At 60.9% G+C, this 14,680-nt stretch carries 18 protein-coding genes and 1 pseudogene; 7 read left to right on the top strand and 12 right to left on the bottom strand.

Features of this window, described 5'->3' with window-relative positions; genetic code table 11:
- Positions 1 to 5: 5 nt before the first annotated feature.
- The 4 genes from argE to ACZ89E_RS09685 form a co-directional block, all read right to left on the bottom strand.
- Positions 6 to 1,154 carry an acetylornithine deacetylase gene (argE, locus tag ACZ89E_RS09700; RefSeq protein WP_476255487.1) on the bottom strand — a complete coding sequence of 383 codons (1,149 nt, stop codon included), beginning with the start codon at positions 1,152 to 1,154 and terminating at the stop codon, positions 6 to 8.
- On the bottom strand, positions 1,151 to 1,828 hold the full coding sequence (locus ACZ89E_RS09695; RefSeq protein ID WP_476255486.1) for a DUF1028 domain-containing protein: 678 nt from the start codon (positions 1,826 to 1,828) through the stop codon (positions 1,151 to 1,153). Before ACZ89E_RS09695 ends, argE begins: the two co-directional genes overlap by 4 nt.
- A 142-nt stretch (positions 1,829 to 1,970) precedes the next feature.
- Positions 1,971 to 2,387 (bottom strand): RidA family protein, encoded by a 417-nt coding sequence (locus ACZ89E_RS09690; protein WP_140667693.1) that lies wholly within the window; start codon positions 2,385 to 2,387, stop codon positions 1,971 to 1,973.
- Between the two features lie 20 nt (positions 2,388 to 2,407).
- On the bottom strand, positions 2,408 to 3,754 hold the full coding sequence (locus tag ACZ89E_RS09685) for a flavin-containing monooxygenase (RefSeq protein ID WP_476257035.1): 1,347 nt from the start codon (positions 3,752 to 3,754) through the stop codon (positions 2,408 to 2,410).
- A 138-nt stretch (positions 3,755 to 3,892) separates the two neighbouring features.
- Between ACZ89E_RS09685 and ACZ89E_RS09680 the strand changes: the two genes are divergently transcribed.
- The gene (locus ACZ89E_RS09680) at positions 3,893 to 4,282 is read left to right on the top strand and encodes an ester cyclase (protein WP_476255485.1); all 390 of its coding nucleotides are present in this window, start codon (positions 3,893 to 3,895) and stop codon (positions 4,280 to 4,282) included.
- A 135-nt stretch (positions 4,283 to 4,417) separates the two neighbouring features.
- Here ACZ89E_RS09680 and ACZ89E_RS09675 read toward each other — a convergent pair whose 3' ends face one another.
- Both ACZ89E_RS09675 and ACZ89E_RS09670 read right to left on the bottom strand, forming a co-directional pair.
- A complete protein-coding gene (locus ACZ89E_RS09675; protein WP_476255484.1) occupies positions 4,418 to 4,846 on the bottom strand; it encodes a nuclear transport factor 2 family protein in 429 nt (142 codons plus the stop codon).
- Positions 4,847 to 4,856: 10 nt separating this feature from the next.
- Positions 4,857 to 5,294, bottom strand: coding sequence for a hypothetical protein (locus tag ACZ89E_RS09670; protein WP_476257034.1), 438 nt, complete (start codon positions 5,292 to 5,294; stop codon positions 4,857 to 4,859).
- A 108-nt stretch (positions 5,295 to 5,402) separates the two neighbouring features.
- On the opposite strand from ACZ89E_RS09670, the gene ACZ89E_RS09665 reads away from it, so the two are divergent.
- From ACZ89E_RS09665 to ACZ89E_RS09655, 3 genes are read left to right on the top strand one after another with little or no spacing between them, the layout of a single operon-like run.
- On the top strand, positions 5,403 to 7,028 hold the full coding sequence (locus ACZ89E_RS09665) for a sensor domain-containing diguanylate cyclase (protein WP_476255483.1): 1,626 nt from the start codon (positions 5,403 to 5,405) through the stop codon (positions 7,026 to 7,028).
- A 48-nt stretch (positions 7,029 to 7,076) separates the two neighbouring features.
- Positions 7,077 to 7,457 carry a hypothetical protein gene (locus ACZ89E_RS09660; RefSeq protein ID WP_133836002.1) on the top strand — a complete coding sequence of 127 codons (381 nt, stop codon included), beginning with the start codon at positions 7,077 to 7,079 and terminating at the stop codon, positions 7,455 to 7,457.
- A 15-nt stretch (positions 7,458 to 7,472) separates the two neighbouring features.
- Complete coding sequence (locus ACZ89E_RS09655; protein WP_133836003.1) at positions 7,473 to 7,895, top strand: HD domain-containing protein; 423 nt, start codon at positions 7,473 to 7,475, stop codon at positions 7,893 to 7,895.
- 32 nt (positions 7,896 to 7,927) lie between these two features.
- Here ACZ89E_RS09655 and ACZ89E_RS09650 read toward each other — a convergent pair whose 3' ends face one another.
- Positions 7,928 to 8,266 carry a TetR family transcriptional regulator C-terminal domain-containing protein gene (locus ACZ89E_RS09650; protein ID WP_476255482.1) on the bottom strand — a complete coding sequence of 113 codons (339 nt, stop codon included), beginning with the start codon at positions 8,264 to 8,266 and terminating at the stop codon, positions 7,928 to 7,930.
- Between ACZ89E_RS09650 and ACZ89E_RS09645 the strand changes: the two are divergent.
- Positions 8,196 to 8,789, top strand: a pseudogene (locus ACZ89E_RS09645) (MFS transporter); the annotation flags it as partial. The gene ACZ89E_RS09650 and the pseudogene ACZ89E_RS09645 overlap by 71 nt on opposite strands.
- Positions 8,790 to 8,816: 27 nt before the next feature.
- Here the strand turns inward: ACZ89E_RS09645 and arsH are convergent.
- The 4 genes from arsH to ACZ89E_RS09625 all read right to left on the bottom strand — a co-directional run bounded on the left by arsH (position 8,817) and on the right by ACZ89E_RS09625 (position 10,884).
- Positions 8,817 to 9,506, bottom strand: a complete 690-nt coding sequence (gene arsH, locus ACZ89E_RS09640) for an arsenical resistance protein ArsH (protein ID WP_133836006.1) — start codon at positions 9,504 to 9,506, stop codon at positions 8,817 to 8,819.
- Between the two features lie 12 nt (positions 9,507 to 9,518).
- Entirely contained in the window at positions 9,519 to 9,989 is a 471-nt protein-coding gene (locus ACZ89E_RS09635; protein WP_476255481.1) for an arsenate reductase ArsC, read from the bottom strand.
- Between the two features lie 20 nt (positions 9,990 to 10,009).
- On the bottom strand, positions 10,010 to 10,357 hold the full coding sequence (locus ACZ89E_RS09630) for a metalloregulator ArsR/SmtB family transcription factor (RefSeq protein WP_133836008.1): 348 nt from the start codon (positions 10,355 to 10,357) through the stop codon (positions 10,010 to 10,012).
- Positions 10,358 to 10,593: 236 nt separating this feature from the next.
- On the bottom strand, positions 10,594 to 10,884 hold the full coding sequence (locus ACZ89E_RS09625) for a DUF6124 family protein (RefSeq protein ID WP_476255480.1): 291 nt from the start codon (positions 10,882 to 10,884) through the stop codon (positions 10,594 to 10,596).
- A gap of 638 nt (positions 10,885 to 11,522) precedes the next feature.
- Here ACZ89E_RS09625 and ACZ89E_RS09620 point away from each other — a divergent pair.
- Together ACZ89E_RS09620 and ACZ89E_RS09615 are read left to right on the top strand one after the other, a co-directional pair.
- Positions 11,523 to 12,194 (top strand): ATPase, encoded by a 672-nt coding sequence (locus tag ACZ89E_RS09620; protein ID WP_476255479.1) that lies wholly within the window; start codon positions 11,523 to 11,525, stop codon positions 12,192 to 12,194.
- A 327-nt stretch (positions 12,195 to 12,521) separates the two neighbouring features.
- Positions 12,522 to 13,307 carry a DeoR/GlpR family DNA-binding transcription regulator gene (locus ACZ89E_RS09615; protein WP_149658444.1) on the top strand — a complete coding sequence of 262 codons (786 nt, stop codon included), beginning with the start codon at positions 12,522 to 12,524 and terminating at the stop codon, positions 13,305 to 13,307.
- A 3-nt stretch (positions 13,308 to 13,310) separates the two neighbouring features.
- Here the strand turns inward: ACZ89E_RS09615 and chrA are convergent, their stop codons facing one another.
- Positions 13,311 to 14,645 carry a chromate efflux transporter gene (chrA, locus tag ACZ89E_RS09610; protein WP_463260347.1) on the bottom strand — a complete coding sequence of 445 codons (1,335 nt, stop codon included), beginning with the start codon at positions 14,643 to 14,645 and terminating at the stop codon, positions 13,311 to 13,313.
- Positions 14,646 to 14,680: the final 35 nt, after the last annotated feature.

Here is a 14,680-nt window from a genome sequence, read left to right as displayed (position 1 = left end):
GATCCTTAACTGATCGATGCCAACATCCGTTGCAGCAGGGCATCGCAGCCGTTCAACTGCTCGACGCTGACGAACTCGTCCGGCTTGTGGCCCTGATCCATGCTGCCTGGACCACACACTACCGTTGGAATGCCTACCGCATCAAACAGTCCGCCTTCAGTGCCGAACGCCACTGTCCCGAACTCCCGGGAACCCGAGAAGGCTGCGATCCATTCAGCCGCTTCGCTGCGCTCATCAGTCACCAAACCGGGATACGCCGACAACTCGCTGAAGCGGATATCGCTCTGCTCACTCACGGCGCGCATGCGTGGCAGGACCTGCTGCTCGGCGTAAGTCTTCAGCTCCTGCGCCACATCGTTTGGATCAAACGAGGGCAGGGCGCGGACTTCAAAATCAAAACGGCAATCAGCGGGCACGATGTTCAACGCCTTGCCACCGGAGATCACCCCGGTTTGCACCGTGCTGAACGGCGGATCAAAACGCCCGTCGTGATGCTCCGGCGCCTTGAGCCGCTGGCCAATTCGCCCCAGTTCAACGATCAGTTCGGCGGCGTATTCAATCGCATTGACCCCCAGCGGCGCGTACGCCGAATGGCAGGCTTGGCCATGAATGTCGCAGCGCATCGCCAGTTTGCCCTTATGACCCAACACCGGTTTGAGCTCGGTCGGCTCGCCAATGATGCACAGCATCGGTTTGACCGGGCGCTGTTCCAGCACTTTGAGCAGCGAGCGCACGCCCAGGCAGCCGACTTCTTCATCGTAGGACAGCGCGATGTGCACCGGCCGCCGCAGCGTGGCCTTCACCAGCGCCGGCACCAGGGCGAGTACGCAAGCGATATAGCCTTTCATGTCCGCCGTGCCGCGCCCGTACAGCTTGCCGTCGCGCTCGCTGAGTGCGAAAGGCGTCACGGTCCACGGCTGGCCGTCGACGGGCACCACATCGGTGTGCCCCGACAGCACGATGCCCGGCACATCCGCCGGGCCGATGGTCGCGAAGAGGTTGGCCTTGCTGCGCTCGTCGTTGTAGACCAGTTCGCACGGCACTTCGAAGCGGGCGAGGTAGTCGCGGACAAACTCGATCAGGTGCAGGTTGGATTCGCGGCTGGTGGTGTCGAACGCCACCAGCGTTTCCAGCAAATCGCGGCTGGCGCTCATCGGTCGTCTCCGGCGACGCCGTAGCCTGGGGACCTGTCGGGCGCCAGGGCGCGGTCGATGTAGTCCTGAAGCTGCGGGCGATAGGCGTCCCACAATTGTCCCAACTGGCCAATCGGGTCTTCATCCGCCCAATCCACCCGCAGGTTGATGATCGGCCAGGTCAGTTCGCCGACCACGACCATCGCCGCCGAATGCACCGGCCCGGCTTCACCACCGGCCGCGATGGCCGCTTGCATCGCCGCCAGCAAGCGATCGGCCAACTGACCTTCGCCTTGCTCAAAGGCGCGGACCATGGCCTCGATCACCGACCGGTCCGCCAGCATGTTGCCGGCCGCCACGCAATGCTCGCCGGATACGGCGTTGTGGGTGCCGAGGGTTTCCGAGCCGCTGAAATGCGCGGTGCGACCGAGGTGGTCAATCGCGGTGACCTGGCGATATTGGCTGTAGCCGTTGCGGGTCAGGACTTTGTCCAGCGCATCTGCGGGCGCGAGGCCTTGCTCCATGAGGGCGAGGGTTTCCGGGCCGAGGGACGGCAACGTGATGTTTTGCGTCGAAACCGCGCCGACGCCGGGCAGCAGCCACGGGCAGCGGGCGCCGACGGCGATGCTGGAAGAACTGATGGCGATACCGAGCTGGCCGGTGTCGGGGCAGCGGGCGGTGATGGAGAAGGTCATGGGTTTTGCTCCTTGTCTGGCCTTGGAGAAAGTGTTGTCTGGGCGGGCGCCTTCGCGGGCAAGCCTCGCTCCTACATTTGGAATGCGTTCCCCTGTAGGAGCGAGGCTTGCCCGCGAACGCCGCGCCTCGGTCTACCGGTACTTACTCCGGAATCACCGCAATCACATCAATCTCCATCAACCACTGCGGTTGCCCCAGCGCCGACACCACCAACCCGGTCGAAATCGGAAACACACCTTTGAGCCACTTGCCGACTTCCTGATACACCGGCTCGCGGTAGCGCGGGTCGATCAGATAAGTGGTGGTTTTCACAATGTGGCTCAGGTCGCTGCCGGCTTCTTCCAGCAGCTGTTTGACGTTGCGCATGGCTTGCTCGGCCTGCGCACGCGGGTCGCCGAGGCCCACCAGGTTGCCCTCGAAATCGGTCCCGACCTGGCCGCGAACATACACGGTGTTGCCAGCGCGGACGGCTTGGCACAGGTCATTGTCCAGGCTCTGGTTCGGGTAGGTTTCCTTGGTGTTGAACATGCGGATGCGAGTGTGGGTTGGCGTGGCCATGTGAAGCTCCTGCAAAAGAATTAAGCGCTGACGATGGTTTTGTGGGCGAGCGGGGCGGTGTCGGCGGCACGCTGGTCGGCATCGCGGTAGTCGAGGTATGAACGCTGGATGGCGATGTGGTCGGCCACGTACTTGGCGTCATGCCAGACGCCCCAGATAAACGACGAACCACGCCGTGACTGCCACGGCAGGCCGAGGAAATACACGCCAGGCTCGCTCGACACGCCACGCTGATGCTGCGGCTTGCCGTTGTCGTCGAACGCGTTGACCTTCAGCCAGCTGTAATCCGTGGCAAAACCGGTGGCCCAGATGATCGACGTGACGCCGGCCTTGACCAGGTCGAGCTCAAGAATCGGGTTCGTCACGCAGTCCGGGTCCGGGAAGGTGTGCCGGGCTTCCGGTTCTTCCGGCAGGTCCAGGCCATTACGCTCGATGTAGGCGTCGGCGGCATCGAGCAGTGCCTTGTAGTTCTCATCGCCACGGGCCAGGTTTTCCGCCAGGTTGCGCTGGAAGGTCGCCACGGCGCCATTGAACGATTGGGTCAGGCCGACCAGGGTCATGCCGCTATGGGCCAGGCCTCGGAAGTCCACGGTGCGACCGCCATGGGCGCCGCTGACGGCGATGGTCACGTGCTCGCGCCCCGGCTTCATCGCCGCTTGATCCCACTCACCGAGCACACCCAGCCACCAGCAGAAATCACGGTTGCGGTAGGCGCGAGGCGGGCGGTCGTGAGCGCCGACCGAGAGGTACACCTTCTTGCCGGCAGCCTGCAATTCATCGGCGATCTGCACCCCCGACGACCCTGCACCCACCACCAGCACCGCGCCTTCGGGCAGTTGCTGCGGGTTGCGGTATTCAGCGGAATGGATTTGGGTGAACGGCGCGTCTTTCGGTGCAATCGGCGGGATCACCGGGCGCTGGAAAGGCCCGGTGGCGGCCACCACACGGTTGGCTTCGATCACGCCTTCGGAGGTTTCAACCGTGAAACCCGGGCGACCGACATTGCGCTCGACCTTCAACACGTCCACGCCAGTGCGGACTGGTGCGTTGAATTTCTTGGCGTAGGCTTCGAAATAATCGGCCACCCGCTCTTTCGGGGCAAAGCCGTCGGGGCTCAGATCGTCGAACTCCATACCCGGAAAGCGATCGTGCCAGGCCGGACCATTGGCCACCAACGAATCCCAGCGCCCGGTGCGCCAGCGTTCGGCAATACGATTGCGCTCCAGCACCAGGTGCGGCACACCGAGTTTGCTCAAGTGTTCACTCATGGCCACGCCAGCTTGACCGGCGCCAACGATCAGCGTGTCTATTTTTATTGTTTCAGTGGTCATCTCTTTACCCTTCGAAGTGGGAGTCAGGTCGGTTATGGCCTGCCATCTCTTGGGCTCAAGACTAGGGTTCACCCCGGTATCGGTAAAATATTATTAAGTTGGGAACTGAGCATAAATAACGGATGCAGAGCGTTGAGCCCTGGCTTGCACAGGTTAAAAGGGAGAGATTGAGCCATGAACAGACAAACACTCAGCGACACCTACCGCGCCTACATCGACTGCCTCAACCGCCAGGACTGGCCCGCCCTGGGCCAATTGGTGGATGAAGACGCGCATTACAACGGCCAGCGCATCGGGTTATCCGGCTATCGGGTGATGCTGGAGCGCGATTTCCGTTCGATCCCGGATCTGCGCTTCGTCATCGAACGCCTCATCGCCGACCCGCCACACATCGCCGCCAGGCTGTGTTTCGACTGCACGCCAGTGGGAGAACTGTTCGGTTTGCCGGTGAACGGGCGGCGGGTGGTGTTTAGCGAGAATGTGTTTTATGAGTTCAAACACGGGAAGATCTGGAACGTCTGGTCGGTCATCGACAAGGCCGCGGTCGCGGCGCAGATCCTTTAAAAGGGGACCAATACCTGTGGTGAGGGGGCAAGCCCTTGTTGGGCTGCGCAGCAGCCCTGAAAACTGGGGGCGCTTCGCACCCCAACGGGGGCAAGCCCCCTCGCCACAGGGACGATGTTCAGTCAAAAGCACCGATCAGGCTTTGCTGGCCGCCAGGTAAGCGCCCAGTCGGCTGCCCATTTCGGCGCCCAAGGCTTGCAAGCCACTCAATGGCCGGACCATCACTTCAAATTCAACGATTTTGCCTTCCCCATTGAACCGGATCATGTCGATCCCTTTTAGCTCCTTGCCGCCGACCTGCGCGCTGAACTCGAGTACGACATTCAACCCGTCCGCTGTCGCCAATTCGCGGTGATATTCAAAGTTTTCAAAAACGTCGACCACGGTGTTCAGAATCATCGCCACCACGGCTGCTCCCGGGTATGGCGTGTGCGCCATGGGCGAGCGGAACACGGCTTTTGGGTCCAGCAACTCGGGCAAGGCCTGCAAGTCGCCCTGGCGGATCATCGCGTGCCATTGCTTCAAGGACTCGGCGGCTTTGGGGTGCAGGTTCAGTTCAGGCATTTTCAACTCCTTATTGTTGTTTTTTGGTCTGTAGAAACGCGGCCATCGCGGCGAAGCGCTGACGTGTTTCATGCTCGAAAATACGATTGGCCAGCGGGTCCAGCAACCCGCCGAGCCAACGCGGTCGTAGGCGGACGCTGAAGGTGTAGATCAACTCCGACCGGTTGTCACCCAGATCACGATGACGCATCGACGCGGCCCACCACGCAAACACGCCCTCAGGCTCGACCAACAAGGCTGCGGCGACCTGTCCCGGCTGGAAGTTGACGAAACGGGTGCGCATGGAAAAGTAGCGTTTCCAGCCTCGTCCTTCATTGAACGTGATTGCGCCGATATACGGGCGGATGCCGCCACCTTCGACCCCGGCGCGGGCCAACAGGGTGTCCCACTGCATGCGCACCGTGTGATTGTGGAAGGCTTCGAAGGCGTCGGCTGCGCTGGCGGGCATGATCAGGCTGATTCGGTGTTGGGTCACACGTAGTCCTCGACGATTTTCGCCATCTTGCACCGGGGTTGGAGTATTGCAAAAAGCGCAATCATATTCAGATACACTTCGATGATGCCAAAACATCATCACGCGCCGTTGCGTTTCACCCGTATCGCTCACAGCATCGTCACCCGATTGCTGTTGCTAGCGCTGTGCATGGTCATTTTTGGTGCCGTGGTGCGTTATTACGTCTTGACCAATTTCCTGCGTGAAGACCTGAGCAGTGTGGTTGAAGGCCAGCAATTGACCCTCGCCACCTATGTTGCCAAGGACATCGACTACAAACTCGTCCAGCGTCAATTGATGCTGGATCGCCTGGCCGATTCGGTTCCGACCGATCTCCTGACGCAGCCGCAGCAGCTGCAAACGTGGCTGAAAGCGCATTACGAGTTCCAAACGCTGTTCACCGCAGATTTGTTCATCGTCAGCGGCAAAGGGCGTTTACTGGCGAATTTCCCGGAACCGGTGGATACCGACTTCGCCGAGCGTGATTACATCCGGGCAGGGCTGGCGGGGCGCTCGTTGATCGGTCAACCGGCGCTCGACAAGGCGACCCAGACGCCGATCCTGCCCATGTCCGCGCCCATCAAGAATGCCGCCGGTGAAGTCCAGGCGGTTTTGGTCGGCGTCAGCGTACTGGGCGCCACGGGGCTGCTGGATTCGTTGCTGCAGAGTCGCGTCGGCGATGCCACCGGGGATTTTCTGCTGGTGTTCCCCGATAGCCGCTTGTATATCGAGTCTTCCAGCCGTGATGTGCGACTCAATCCAACGTCGGCCCCCGGCGTCAATGCCTTGCATGACCGGGCGATGGCGGGGTTTCGCGGCACTGGGCTGACCCTCAATTCAAAAGGGGTCGAGGAAGTCGCCGCCATCGCCGCCGTTCCGAGCGCCAATTGGTTCATCGTCGCCCGTTTGCCCGCCAGCGAGGCGTTTGCCACCGTGACGCGCACCCAGCATTTCCTGATGAAGGGCGCGGTGTTCTCGATTCTGTTTTTCGCCACGTTCGCCTCCATTGGTCTGTATTTTGTGTTCCGCCACCTGTTCCGTGCTGCCGAGCAGGCCGATCGCATGACCCGCGATGAACTGCCCCACGCGCCCCTGGCGGTGGTGCGTGATGATGAAGTCGGGCACTTGATTTCGGCGTTCAATCGGCTGTTGCTCAAGTTGAATGACAAACAGGATGAACTAAAGAAAATCGCCCATCACGACACCCTGACGGGCCTGTGCAACCGCCATCACCTCTCCGGTCGCCTTCGGCAGGTGTTGTCCCTGGCGCGACGCACCGGTACCCAGGTTGGCCTGTTGTTCATGGACCTCGATGGTTTCAAACACATCAACGACACGTTGGGCCACGAGGCGGGCGATGAGGTGTTGCGCCAGGTGGCGCGGCGCTTTTCGTCCGTGGTGCGCGAGAGCGATACCCTCGCGCGCATTGGCGGCGATGAGTTTGTCGTGCTGCTGAGCGACCTGGGCGTCGACGCCGAACAGACCCTCAGCCGCGTGGCGACCCAATGCATCGAGGCCTTGAGCGCACCGTTTTTTATTTCCGGCACGGTATGCATTGTCGGTGTGTCGATCGGCATCGCCTTGGGCGACGGGCAAAGTTCCGCCGACACGCTGCTGCTGGCTGCCGACCGCGTGATGTACCAAGCGAAGAAAACCGGGCGTGGGCGGTATGTGACTTATAAGCTTTAGGCCTTTAAGCTGGCGGCTTTCCCCGATGACCAAGGATGGAAAGTGGCCATGATCACAATCGGTAGTCAGAACAACGCCCCGACGCCGCAACATCAGCATCACGATGTTTATGTTTTTCACATCGACCCGTCCAGGCCCGACAAACCGTTGTGTTTCGAACAGTCGATTGGCGGCGGGCATTGCGAGCAGGGCGGGGCGATATGGCTAGCGGTTGCGGAGCTTGAGGCCTGGCCCGGTGACTGGCGCCAGCACCTGGAAAAATCCGGCTGTGGCTGGGTGGCCGCACTGGTGGATGCCCATCACGCTGCTGATCAGTCGACTATCGTCGCCATGATCCTCAAACAGCACGCCAAGCCACCGAGCCTGTGGGGTTCAACCGCCGGCTGGTTCAAACGCAACTTTTCCATCACCGGCCGCTACGGCGTTTAATTGAGGAGCAACCCGATGAGCCAGACCCTGGAACGGGCCATTGCAATCGCCGCGGCCGCCCACGAAGGGCAGGTCGACAAGGGTGGATCGCCTTACATCCTGCATCCACTGAAAGTCATGTTGCGGGTGACGACCCTGGAAGAGCGGATCGTCGCCGTGCTGCACGACGTGGTCGAAGACACCGGCATCAGCCTCGAAGCGCTGCGCCAGGAAGGTTTCAGCGAAGCGGTGTTAGAGGCGATTGCATCGGTCACCAAAGTTGAGGGTGAATCCTATGAGGCGTTCGTCGAACGCGCAGCGCTGAACCCGATAGGCCGAGTGGTCAAACTCGCGGACCTGGAAGAAAACAGCGACTTGTCGCGGATTGCGCAGCCGTCATGGGACGATCTGGAGCGGGTTGAGAAGTATCGGCGGGCGATTGGCGTGTTGCGGTCGTAACACGCCAGATCAATGTGTGCAGAGAGGGTTTATCACCGCGCCGTGGTCGCACTCAAGGCATCCCACACCGCCATGACCTGAGTCACCGACGCATCCATCACCGCATGGGGAATCTCGTCTCTGGCCAGCGCCGTCAAGCCCAACAGAAAACTGTCAAACATGGCGGCCAGGGCTTTGGTGTCGGTAGTGACCGGCAGTTCGCCCTGAGCAATCGCGCGTTCGATGCAGACGATAATGCCCGCCCGGTTGCGAGCCCGGGCCTCGGCCAGTGGCGCAGAAACGGCGGTGGGCTGTGCCGAGCAGGTGTTTTTCACCCCAGGCGTGCGCCCGGTCCTCGGGGTGGTGATGACCTGGATGCTGGCGCACAACATTCTTTATACCTATGTCGCGCCGTTCGTGACCCCGGCCGGGCTGGCCAGCGATATCGATCTGGTGCTGCTGGTGTTCGGCATCGCCGCGTTGCTGAGTATCTGGATCACCGGGCGGTTGGTGGACCGGTATCTGCGCAACGCCGTGTTGCTCAGCCTCGCCACGTTCGCCGCGACAGCCTGCGTTTTCGGGTTCTTTTCCCAATCCGTGATCGTCATCTATGTCGGCACCTTTGTCTGGGGCCTGACCTTCGGCGGCGCCGCGACACTGCTGCAGACCGCACTGGCTGATACGGCGGGCGAGGGCGCGGACGTTGCCTTGTCCATGAACGTCGTGGCCTGGAACGGCGCGATCGCCATCGCCGGTCTGTTCGGTGGTGTGCTGCTCGATCAGGTCGGTGTCGTGTCGTTTCCGTGGGTATTGCTGGTGTTATTGCTGGCGGGGTTATGGATTGCCGTTGGCGCGCGGGTGCATGGTTTTCCGCAGGGGCAACGGCAGGGCGGTGCGGCGGTGGTCGGTCATTGATGGGGGCGAGGGTTTACGACGCCTGGTTCAAATCGAGCGCTGATTCACCCGCCGGGTCAGTTCCTCGGCGCACTCCTTGCGCTCCGAATAGCGATCAACCAGGTCGGGGCGATCGCGCAGCAGCAACGTGAACTTGACCAGTTCCTCCATTACATCCACTACCCGGTCGTAGAGCGCCGAGGGTTTCATGCGGTTGCCCTCGTCAAACTCCAGATAGGCTTTGGGCACCGAGGATTGATTGGGGATGGTGAACATGCGCATCCAGCGCCCAAGCACGCGAAGTTGATTGACCACGTTGAAGGATTGCGAGCCGCCACACACCTGCATCACCGCCAGGGTCTTGCCCTGGGTCGGGCGAATCGCGCCGATGGCCAGCGGCACCCAGTCTATTTGGGCCTTGAACACCGCCGACATCGAGCCGTGACGCTCCGGCGAACACCAGACCTGGCCTTCGGACCATTGCATCAGCTCAAGCAGTTCCTGGACTTTCGGGTGATCGTTCGGCGCATCGTCCGGCAGTGGCAAACCGGAGGGGTTGAAGATCCGCGTCTCGGCGCCGAAGTGTTCGAGCAAACGCGCGGCTTCTTCGACCATCAGGCGACTGAAGGAGCGGGCGCGGGTCGAGCCGTACAGCAGCAAAATCCGTGGTTTGTGCGGACCGGTTTGATCAGGAGTTTGAATCAGTGAGGTGTCGAGATTGGGCAGCGGGTGAGTCATGAAAGGCTCCAGTTACAAGGTGCTGATGCGGTCGAGTTCCCGCTTCAAGGCATCGCGATCAAGTTCGGCGAAGGGCAGGGCGAGGAAGGCTCTGCAGCGGGTTTCGATACGTGCCAGGGTTGATTGGAAGGCGGCGGATACCGCGGCTTCGTCGCCCGACACCTCCGATGGATCTTCCAGTCCCCAATGGGCTTTCAGCGCCGGGCCGAAGTAGACGGGGCAAGCCTCACCGGCCGCCTTGTCGCAGACCGTGATGACGACGTCCGGCGGGTTGGCTTCGAAGGCGTCGTTGCCTTTGCTGCTCAAGCCTTCGATGGCAATCCCGGCTTCTTGCAAGGTGATCAGGCTGCGCGGCAGGACCTGGCCCTTGGGAAAGCTGCCGGCGCTGACCGCTTCGAAGCCCTGCGGCGCCAGATGATTGAACATCGCTTCGCTAAGGATGCTGCGGCAGCTATTGGCGGTGCACATGAATAGAACGCGCATGGAAACTCCGATGGGTCAGGTCAGCAGCACGCTGCGGTATTGAGTGGGCGGTCGCTCATCTGATTGAGGCGGGCGGTGTTTTCCTCAAGCCAGTCGGCGTTGGCGTGCAATGTGGTTTCAAGCACCGCGCGAACCCAGGCGGGCAGTTCGGGATTGAGCCGGTAATACACCCATTGCCCCTGGCGTCGATCAAGCAGCAGGCCGCATGCCCGCAGCTGCGCCAGATGGCGCGAGATCTTTGGTTGGCTGTCGTCCAGCGCACAGACCAACTCGCAGACGCACAACTCGCCCTCACGGGTGATCAGCAGAGTGGCCCGGGCGCGGGTTTCGTCGGACAGGCATTTGTAGAGGGCGGGAGGGCTGAGCATGGGGGGCGTCTTAGAGGTGTGGAAGTCCGAATATACGGATGTCCATATGTATCGGGCAAGCTGCTTTTTAGCCCGATAGGCAACTGCTGCGTCCTCTGCACATCTGTGTAGGAGCGAGCGGTGTCGGCCACGAATTCTGTGAACACCCTCAAACGAATGTAGGAGCATGGCTTGCCCGCGATAGCGATCTTATGGACGCCATCGCGAGCAAGCTTTGCTCCTACAGGGCCGGGCGATTAGCCGGGCTTGTGGTTATCCAGCATCCGATCGGCCGCCATCTCACCCATCAGGAGCGACCGATGCAACACCAGCATCGTGTGGCGTCGCGGGCCCTCCGTCAGCTCGACGAGATCGTTGACCATCTTGCGGGCCGTTGATAACGATTCGTAGACCTCGACCAGCAACGTTTCGTCATCCACCGCTGCGTCGATGGTGAAGAAGGTGCCGGAACTGCGGGGCGGTATCTGCGTTTTCGTCGCCCCGGGGTTGAGGTAATGGCTGAGCGCGCGGTCGGCGGCCTCTTTCATTTTCTTGGGGGCAATCTCGAAAGAGGCGTCTCAGGGGACTGGACCGGCATTCGGGGGATTGGGTGTAACTTTGAACATAGATGAAACTCCAGTACTAGCTAATAGGAGCCATCACTTTCGCTACCAAACGAGGAGGTGGTGGCCATACACAGGTTGGTAGACCGGAGTACTGGAACCGGCGCCCCGAAGGGACCCTGCGCATGGCCACCAAAAAGCATCGACCTAAGAAAGCGTCTGCATTCGGCTATGCGCCAGTACACCGGGCTACCAAACCCGATCGCTGTTTTTCAGCGACGGGGAAACGATAAAGCTCAGGCACTAGACGCACAAGCCGGCGGATTCTGGCGTACGCGTAGGTAACGGCGCAAGGCGTTGTAGCCGTTTATGACGTAACACTGAGTGTCTTTAAACGGTCGTCGTTAAACATGTTTAGGCGTTGCGCTCGCGGACGCCTTCGCGGGCAAGCCTCGCTCCTACGAGGATGGCGGAGGCGGTGGAGATCTCTGGCAGGCCTGAACGCCGGGCTTTCCTGACCATTCGTTCAATCGATAGTCATCATCAGAAAATGCGAGTTCTGTTTTTTCAGCATCGGAGGAGGATAGCGTCATACCGATCTCGCTTCTGAAGGAACCTGCGCGATGAGACTCTCAACTGCTTTCGCCCTTGTCGCCGTACTGACCGGCGCTTTCGCCGCCACCGCCCCGGCCTACGCCGCTGACCCGCAGGCTTGTCATTTCGTGCCGATGGGGGATAGCAGCGCCAACCTGCAACATTCTCAATCGGTGGGCGTGCTCTACAGCGAAAACACCGTCAACACCCTCCAATACCTTGAGAACTACCATTCGGTCGCGGTCAACGGCAGTAAGAACGCCGCCCTCGATTCGCGCATCAGCAATGCCTTCATCAAAAGCTCCGATCCGACGCTGGCGATCAACTGGCTGATGGGTTCGCTGCAGAAACAATTCGCCTCGGTCACCGTCTACGACAACCTTGATGCGCTGGTGGCTGCGCACCCGGATGTGGTGGTGATGCTGGACACTTACAGTCGCTTGGTTTCGAAGCGCAACAACCAGGTCGAAGCGCGATTCCTCGCCAAGTTCTACGACGCGAACCTGCAATACATCGGCAAGGCCGAAGGCTCCCGCGAACAGCAAATGCCTTCGGTCTGGGTCCACGGCAAAGCGGCACCCGAGATTGCCGCGCAAATCGACCAGCAGACCGAGTTGCAGGTGAATGCGTTGAAACAGTTCGATGCGTCGCTGAAGGCGTTGGTGACCTCGGGCAATGTGGCGCGGGTGGCGACTAACTGAGGCGATTGTTGCCTCAGTCTTTCCGCCTGTTTCTCAAGACCGCTGATAAGTGATCCACGACCTGCGCTTCAAAAGTGCCTTCGTCGCCATCAGCGCAGAACACCGCGCAGGGCGCCGTGTGCCCGTTCGCGGTGCTGTCGGGCGGTTTGGGCGCGACTGGGGATCCGTTCGACACGAGGGGAAAAAGCATGGCTGATGGCTCAGGGGAAAGGGTCACGACGCTACGGCGTCCCGCAGGTTGCCAGAAAACAAATTCACCACCGCTTCGATTGTTTTTATGCCGCGCTTTGGCTAACCTTGCACAAACCCGCAAGATCAGGCATAAACATGCATCCGGTCATCGAACTTCCTTCCCTGCGCCGACAAAAAATCCTCTTGATTCTGGAACGTGACGGCAAGGTCATGGCCTCCGAACTCAGCCAGCATTTCGCCGTGTCCGAAGACACCATCCGCCGTGATCTGGCGGAACTGGACAGCGCGGGCCTGGTGCAGCGGGTGCACGGCGGGGCATTGCCGCGGCCCAAGGACAGCGGCAAGGACTACTTCACCCGTGTCAGCGAAACCGATGAAGTGAAAACCCACCTGGCGCAACTGGCCGCGCGGTACGTGCAGGCTGGCCAGATCGTGATTTTCGATTCCGGCTCGACCACGCTGCAGATTGCCCGGTCGTTGCCGGCGGATATCACCATTACTGCCGTTACGGCCTCGCCGATGATCGCGATCACCCTGGCGGAATTCAAAGGCATCAAGGTGATCCTGGCCGGCGGTCAGCTCAATCCGGCGACGATGTCGGCGAGCGGGCATGACACGTTGCGGCTGTTTCAAGGGATCAAGGCGGATTTGCTGTTCACCGGGGTGTGCGCGATTCATCCCGAGGTCGGCATCAGCTCGCTGCACTTCGATGAAGTACCGGTGAAGCAGGCGATGCTCGACAGCGCGGCCCATGTGGTGGCGGTGACCACGGCGGACAAACTGGGCGCGGTGGAGCCCTTTGTGGTTGCGCCTTGCCGACGTATCCAGACGCTGATCACCGAGCGTCATCTGGCGTCGGGCAATGTCGAGGACTATCAGCGGCTGGGCATCGAAGTGGTGCAAGCCGATATGGCGGTTTAAGCGCTAGTGCAACAAATGCACGGCCAGGCCGATCAACCCACAGCCGATCAACACCTCGATCACTCCGCGCTTGAAGCGAAACAACGCGACCGCCGCAGCCATCGCGATCAGCGCCGAAGGCCAGTCGAGGTGGCCGCTGAAGCCGTTGGGCCAGAGCACGTGGTAGCCGAAGAAACCTGCCAGGTTGAGAATTACCCCGACCACGGCGGCGGTAATGGCCGTCAGCGGCGCGGTGAATTTCAGTTCGTTGTGCGTCGACTCCACCAGCGGCCCGCCGGCGAGGATGAACAGGAATGACGGCAGGAAGGTGAACCAGGTGACCAGTGTGGCGGCGAGGGCGCCAGCGAGGAACAGGTGCTCGGCGCCGAACACCTGCTGCACATAGCCGCCGACAAAAGCGACGAAGGCCACCACCATGATCAGCGGCCCGGGCGTGGTTTCGCCCAGCGCCAGACCATCGATCATCTGCGTCGGCGTCAACCAGCCATAGTGACCGACCGCGCCCTGATACACATACGGCAACACCGCGTAGGCACCACCGAAGGTCAGCAACGCAGCTTTGGTGAAGAACCAGCCCATCTGGGTCAAGGTGCCGTCCCACCCGAACAACGCGGTGAGCACGCCCATCGGCAATGCCCACAGGACGGCGCCGATCAGTGCCAGGCGCAGCAGTTTCATCGCACTGAAACGGGCATGTTCAGGTGTCGGGGTGTCGTCATCGATCAGTGCCGGGCCGTAGGAGGCGTTCGCTGCGCGGTGGCCGCCGTTGCTGAATTTCTCAGGGACCCACCGTCCGCCGAAATAACCGATCACGGCCGCCCCCAGCACAATCAGCGGAAACGGCACATTGAACGCAAAAATGGCCACGAATGAGGCTGCTGCGATCCCCCATAACCACCCGTTCTTCAATGCCCGCGAGCCGATTCGATGGGCCGCCTGCAGCACAATCGCGGTCACCGCCGGCTTGATCCCATAAAACAATCCGGCCACCACCGGCACATCCCCGAAGGCGATGTACACCCAGGACAAGCCAATCAGGATAAACAGCGACGGCAACACAAACAGCACACCGGCCATCACGCCGCCCAGGGTCCGGTGCATCAGCCAGCCGATGTACGTCGCCAACTGTTGCGCCTCCGGGCCGGGCAACAACATGCAGTAGTTGAGCGCATGTAGAAAACGCCGCTCCGACATCCAGCGCCGACGCTCGACCAATTCCTGATGCATGATCGAAATCTGCCCGGCCGGGCCACCGAAACTGATGAAGCCGAGCTTGAGCCAGAAGAGGAAGGCTTCGCGTAGGGGTACGGCTTGGGGTTTTGCGAATGTATCGCTCAAGAGGTGAGCCTTTTTCATAGACCGGCGGTTTGCTT

The sequence above is a fragment of the Pseudomonas sp. TE3899 genome (assembly GCF_056279105.1).
This window is presented reverse-complemented; position numbering and strand designations above follow the sequence as displayed.

Coding starts and splice junctions, on each gene's coding strand:
- ACZ89E_RS09620 (WP_476255479.1), top strand. CDS start 11,523: ATGAGACTCTCAACTGCTTTCGCCCTTGTCGCCGTACTGACCGGCGCT.
- ACZ89E_RS09690 (WP_140667693.1), bottom strand. CDS start 2,387: ATGGCCACGCCAACCCACACTCGCATCCGCATGTTCAACACCAAGGAA.
- arsH (WP_133836006.1), bottom strand. CDS start 9,506: ATGACTCACCCGCTGCCCAATCTCGACACCTCACTGATTCAAACTCCT.
- ACZ89E_RS09635 (WP_476255481.1), bottom strand. CDS start 9,989: ATGCGCGTTCTATTCATGTGCACCGCCAATAGCTGCCGCAGCATCCTT.
- ACZ89E_RS09615 (WP_149658444.1), top strand. CDS start 12,522: ATGCATCCGGTCATCGAACTTCCTTCCCTGCGCCGACAAAAAATCCTC.
- ACZ89E_RS09650 (WP_476255482.1), bottom strand. CDS start 8,266: ATGTTGTGCGCCAGCATCCAGGTCATCACCACCCCGAGGACCGGGCGC.
- ACZ89E_RS09660 (WP_133836002.1), top strand. CDS start 7,077: ATGATCACAATCGGTAGTCAGAACAACGCCCCGACGCCGCAACATCAG.
- ACZ89E_RS09680 (WP_476255485.1), top strand. CDS start 3,893: ATGAACAGACAAACACTCAGCGACACCTACCGCGCCTACATCGACTGC.
- ACZ89E_RS09665 (WP_476255483.1), top strand. CDS start 5,403: ATGATGCCAAAACATCATCACGCGCCGTTGCGTTTCACCCGTATCGCT.
- ACZ89E_RS09625 (WP_476255480.1), bottom strand. CDS start 10,884: ATGAAAGAGGCCGCCGACCGCGCGCTCAGCCATTACCTCAACCCCGGG.
- ACZ89E_RS09630 (WP_133836008.1), bottom strand. CDS start 10,357: ATGCTCAGCCCTCCCGCCCTCTACAAATGCCTGTCCGACGAAACCCGC.
- ACZ89E_RS09670 (WP_476257034.1), bottom strand. CDS start 5,294: ATGCCCGCCAGCGCAGCCGACGCCTTCGAAGCCTTCCACAATCACACG.
- argE (WP_476255487.1), bottom strand. CDS start 1,154: ATGAGCGCCAGCCGCGATTTGCTGGAAACGCTGGTGGCGTTCGACACC.
- ACZ89E_RS09695 (WP_476255486.1), bottom strand. CDS start 1,828: ATGACCTTCTCCATCACCGCCCGCTGCCCCGACACCGGCCAGCTCGGT.
- ACZ89E_RS09675 (WP_476255484.1), bottom strand. CDS start 4,846: ATGCCTGAACTGAACCTGCACCCCAAAGCCGCCGAGTCCTTGAAGCAA.
- ACZ89E_RS09655 (WP_133836003.1), top strand. CDS start 7,473: ATGAGCCAGACCCTGGAACGGGCCATTGCAATCGCCGCGGCCGCCCAC.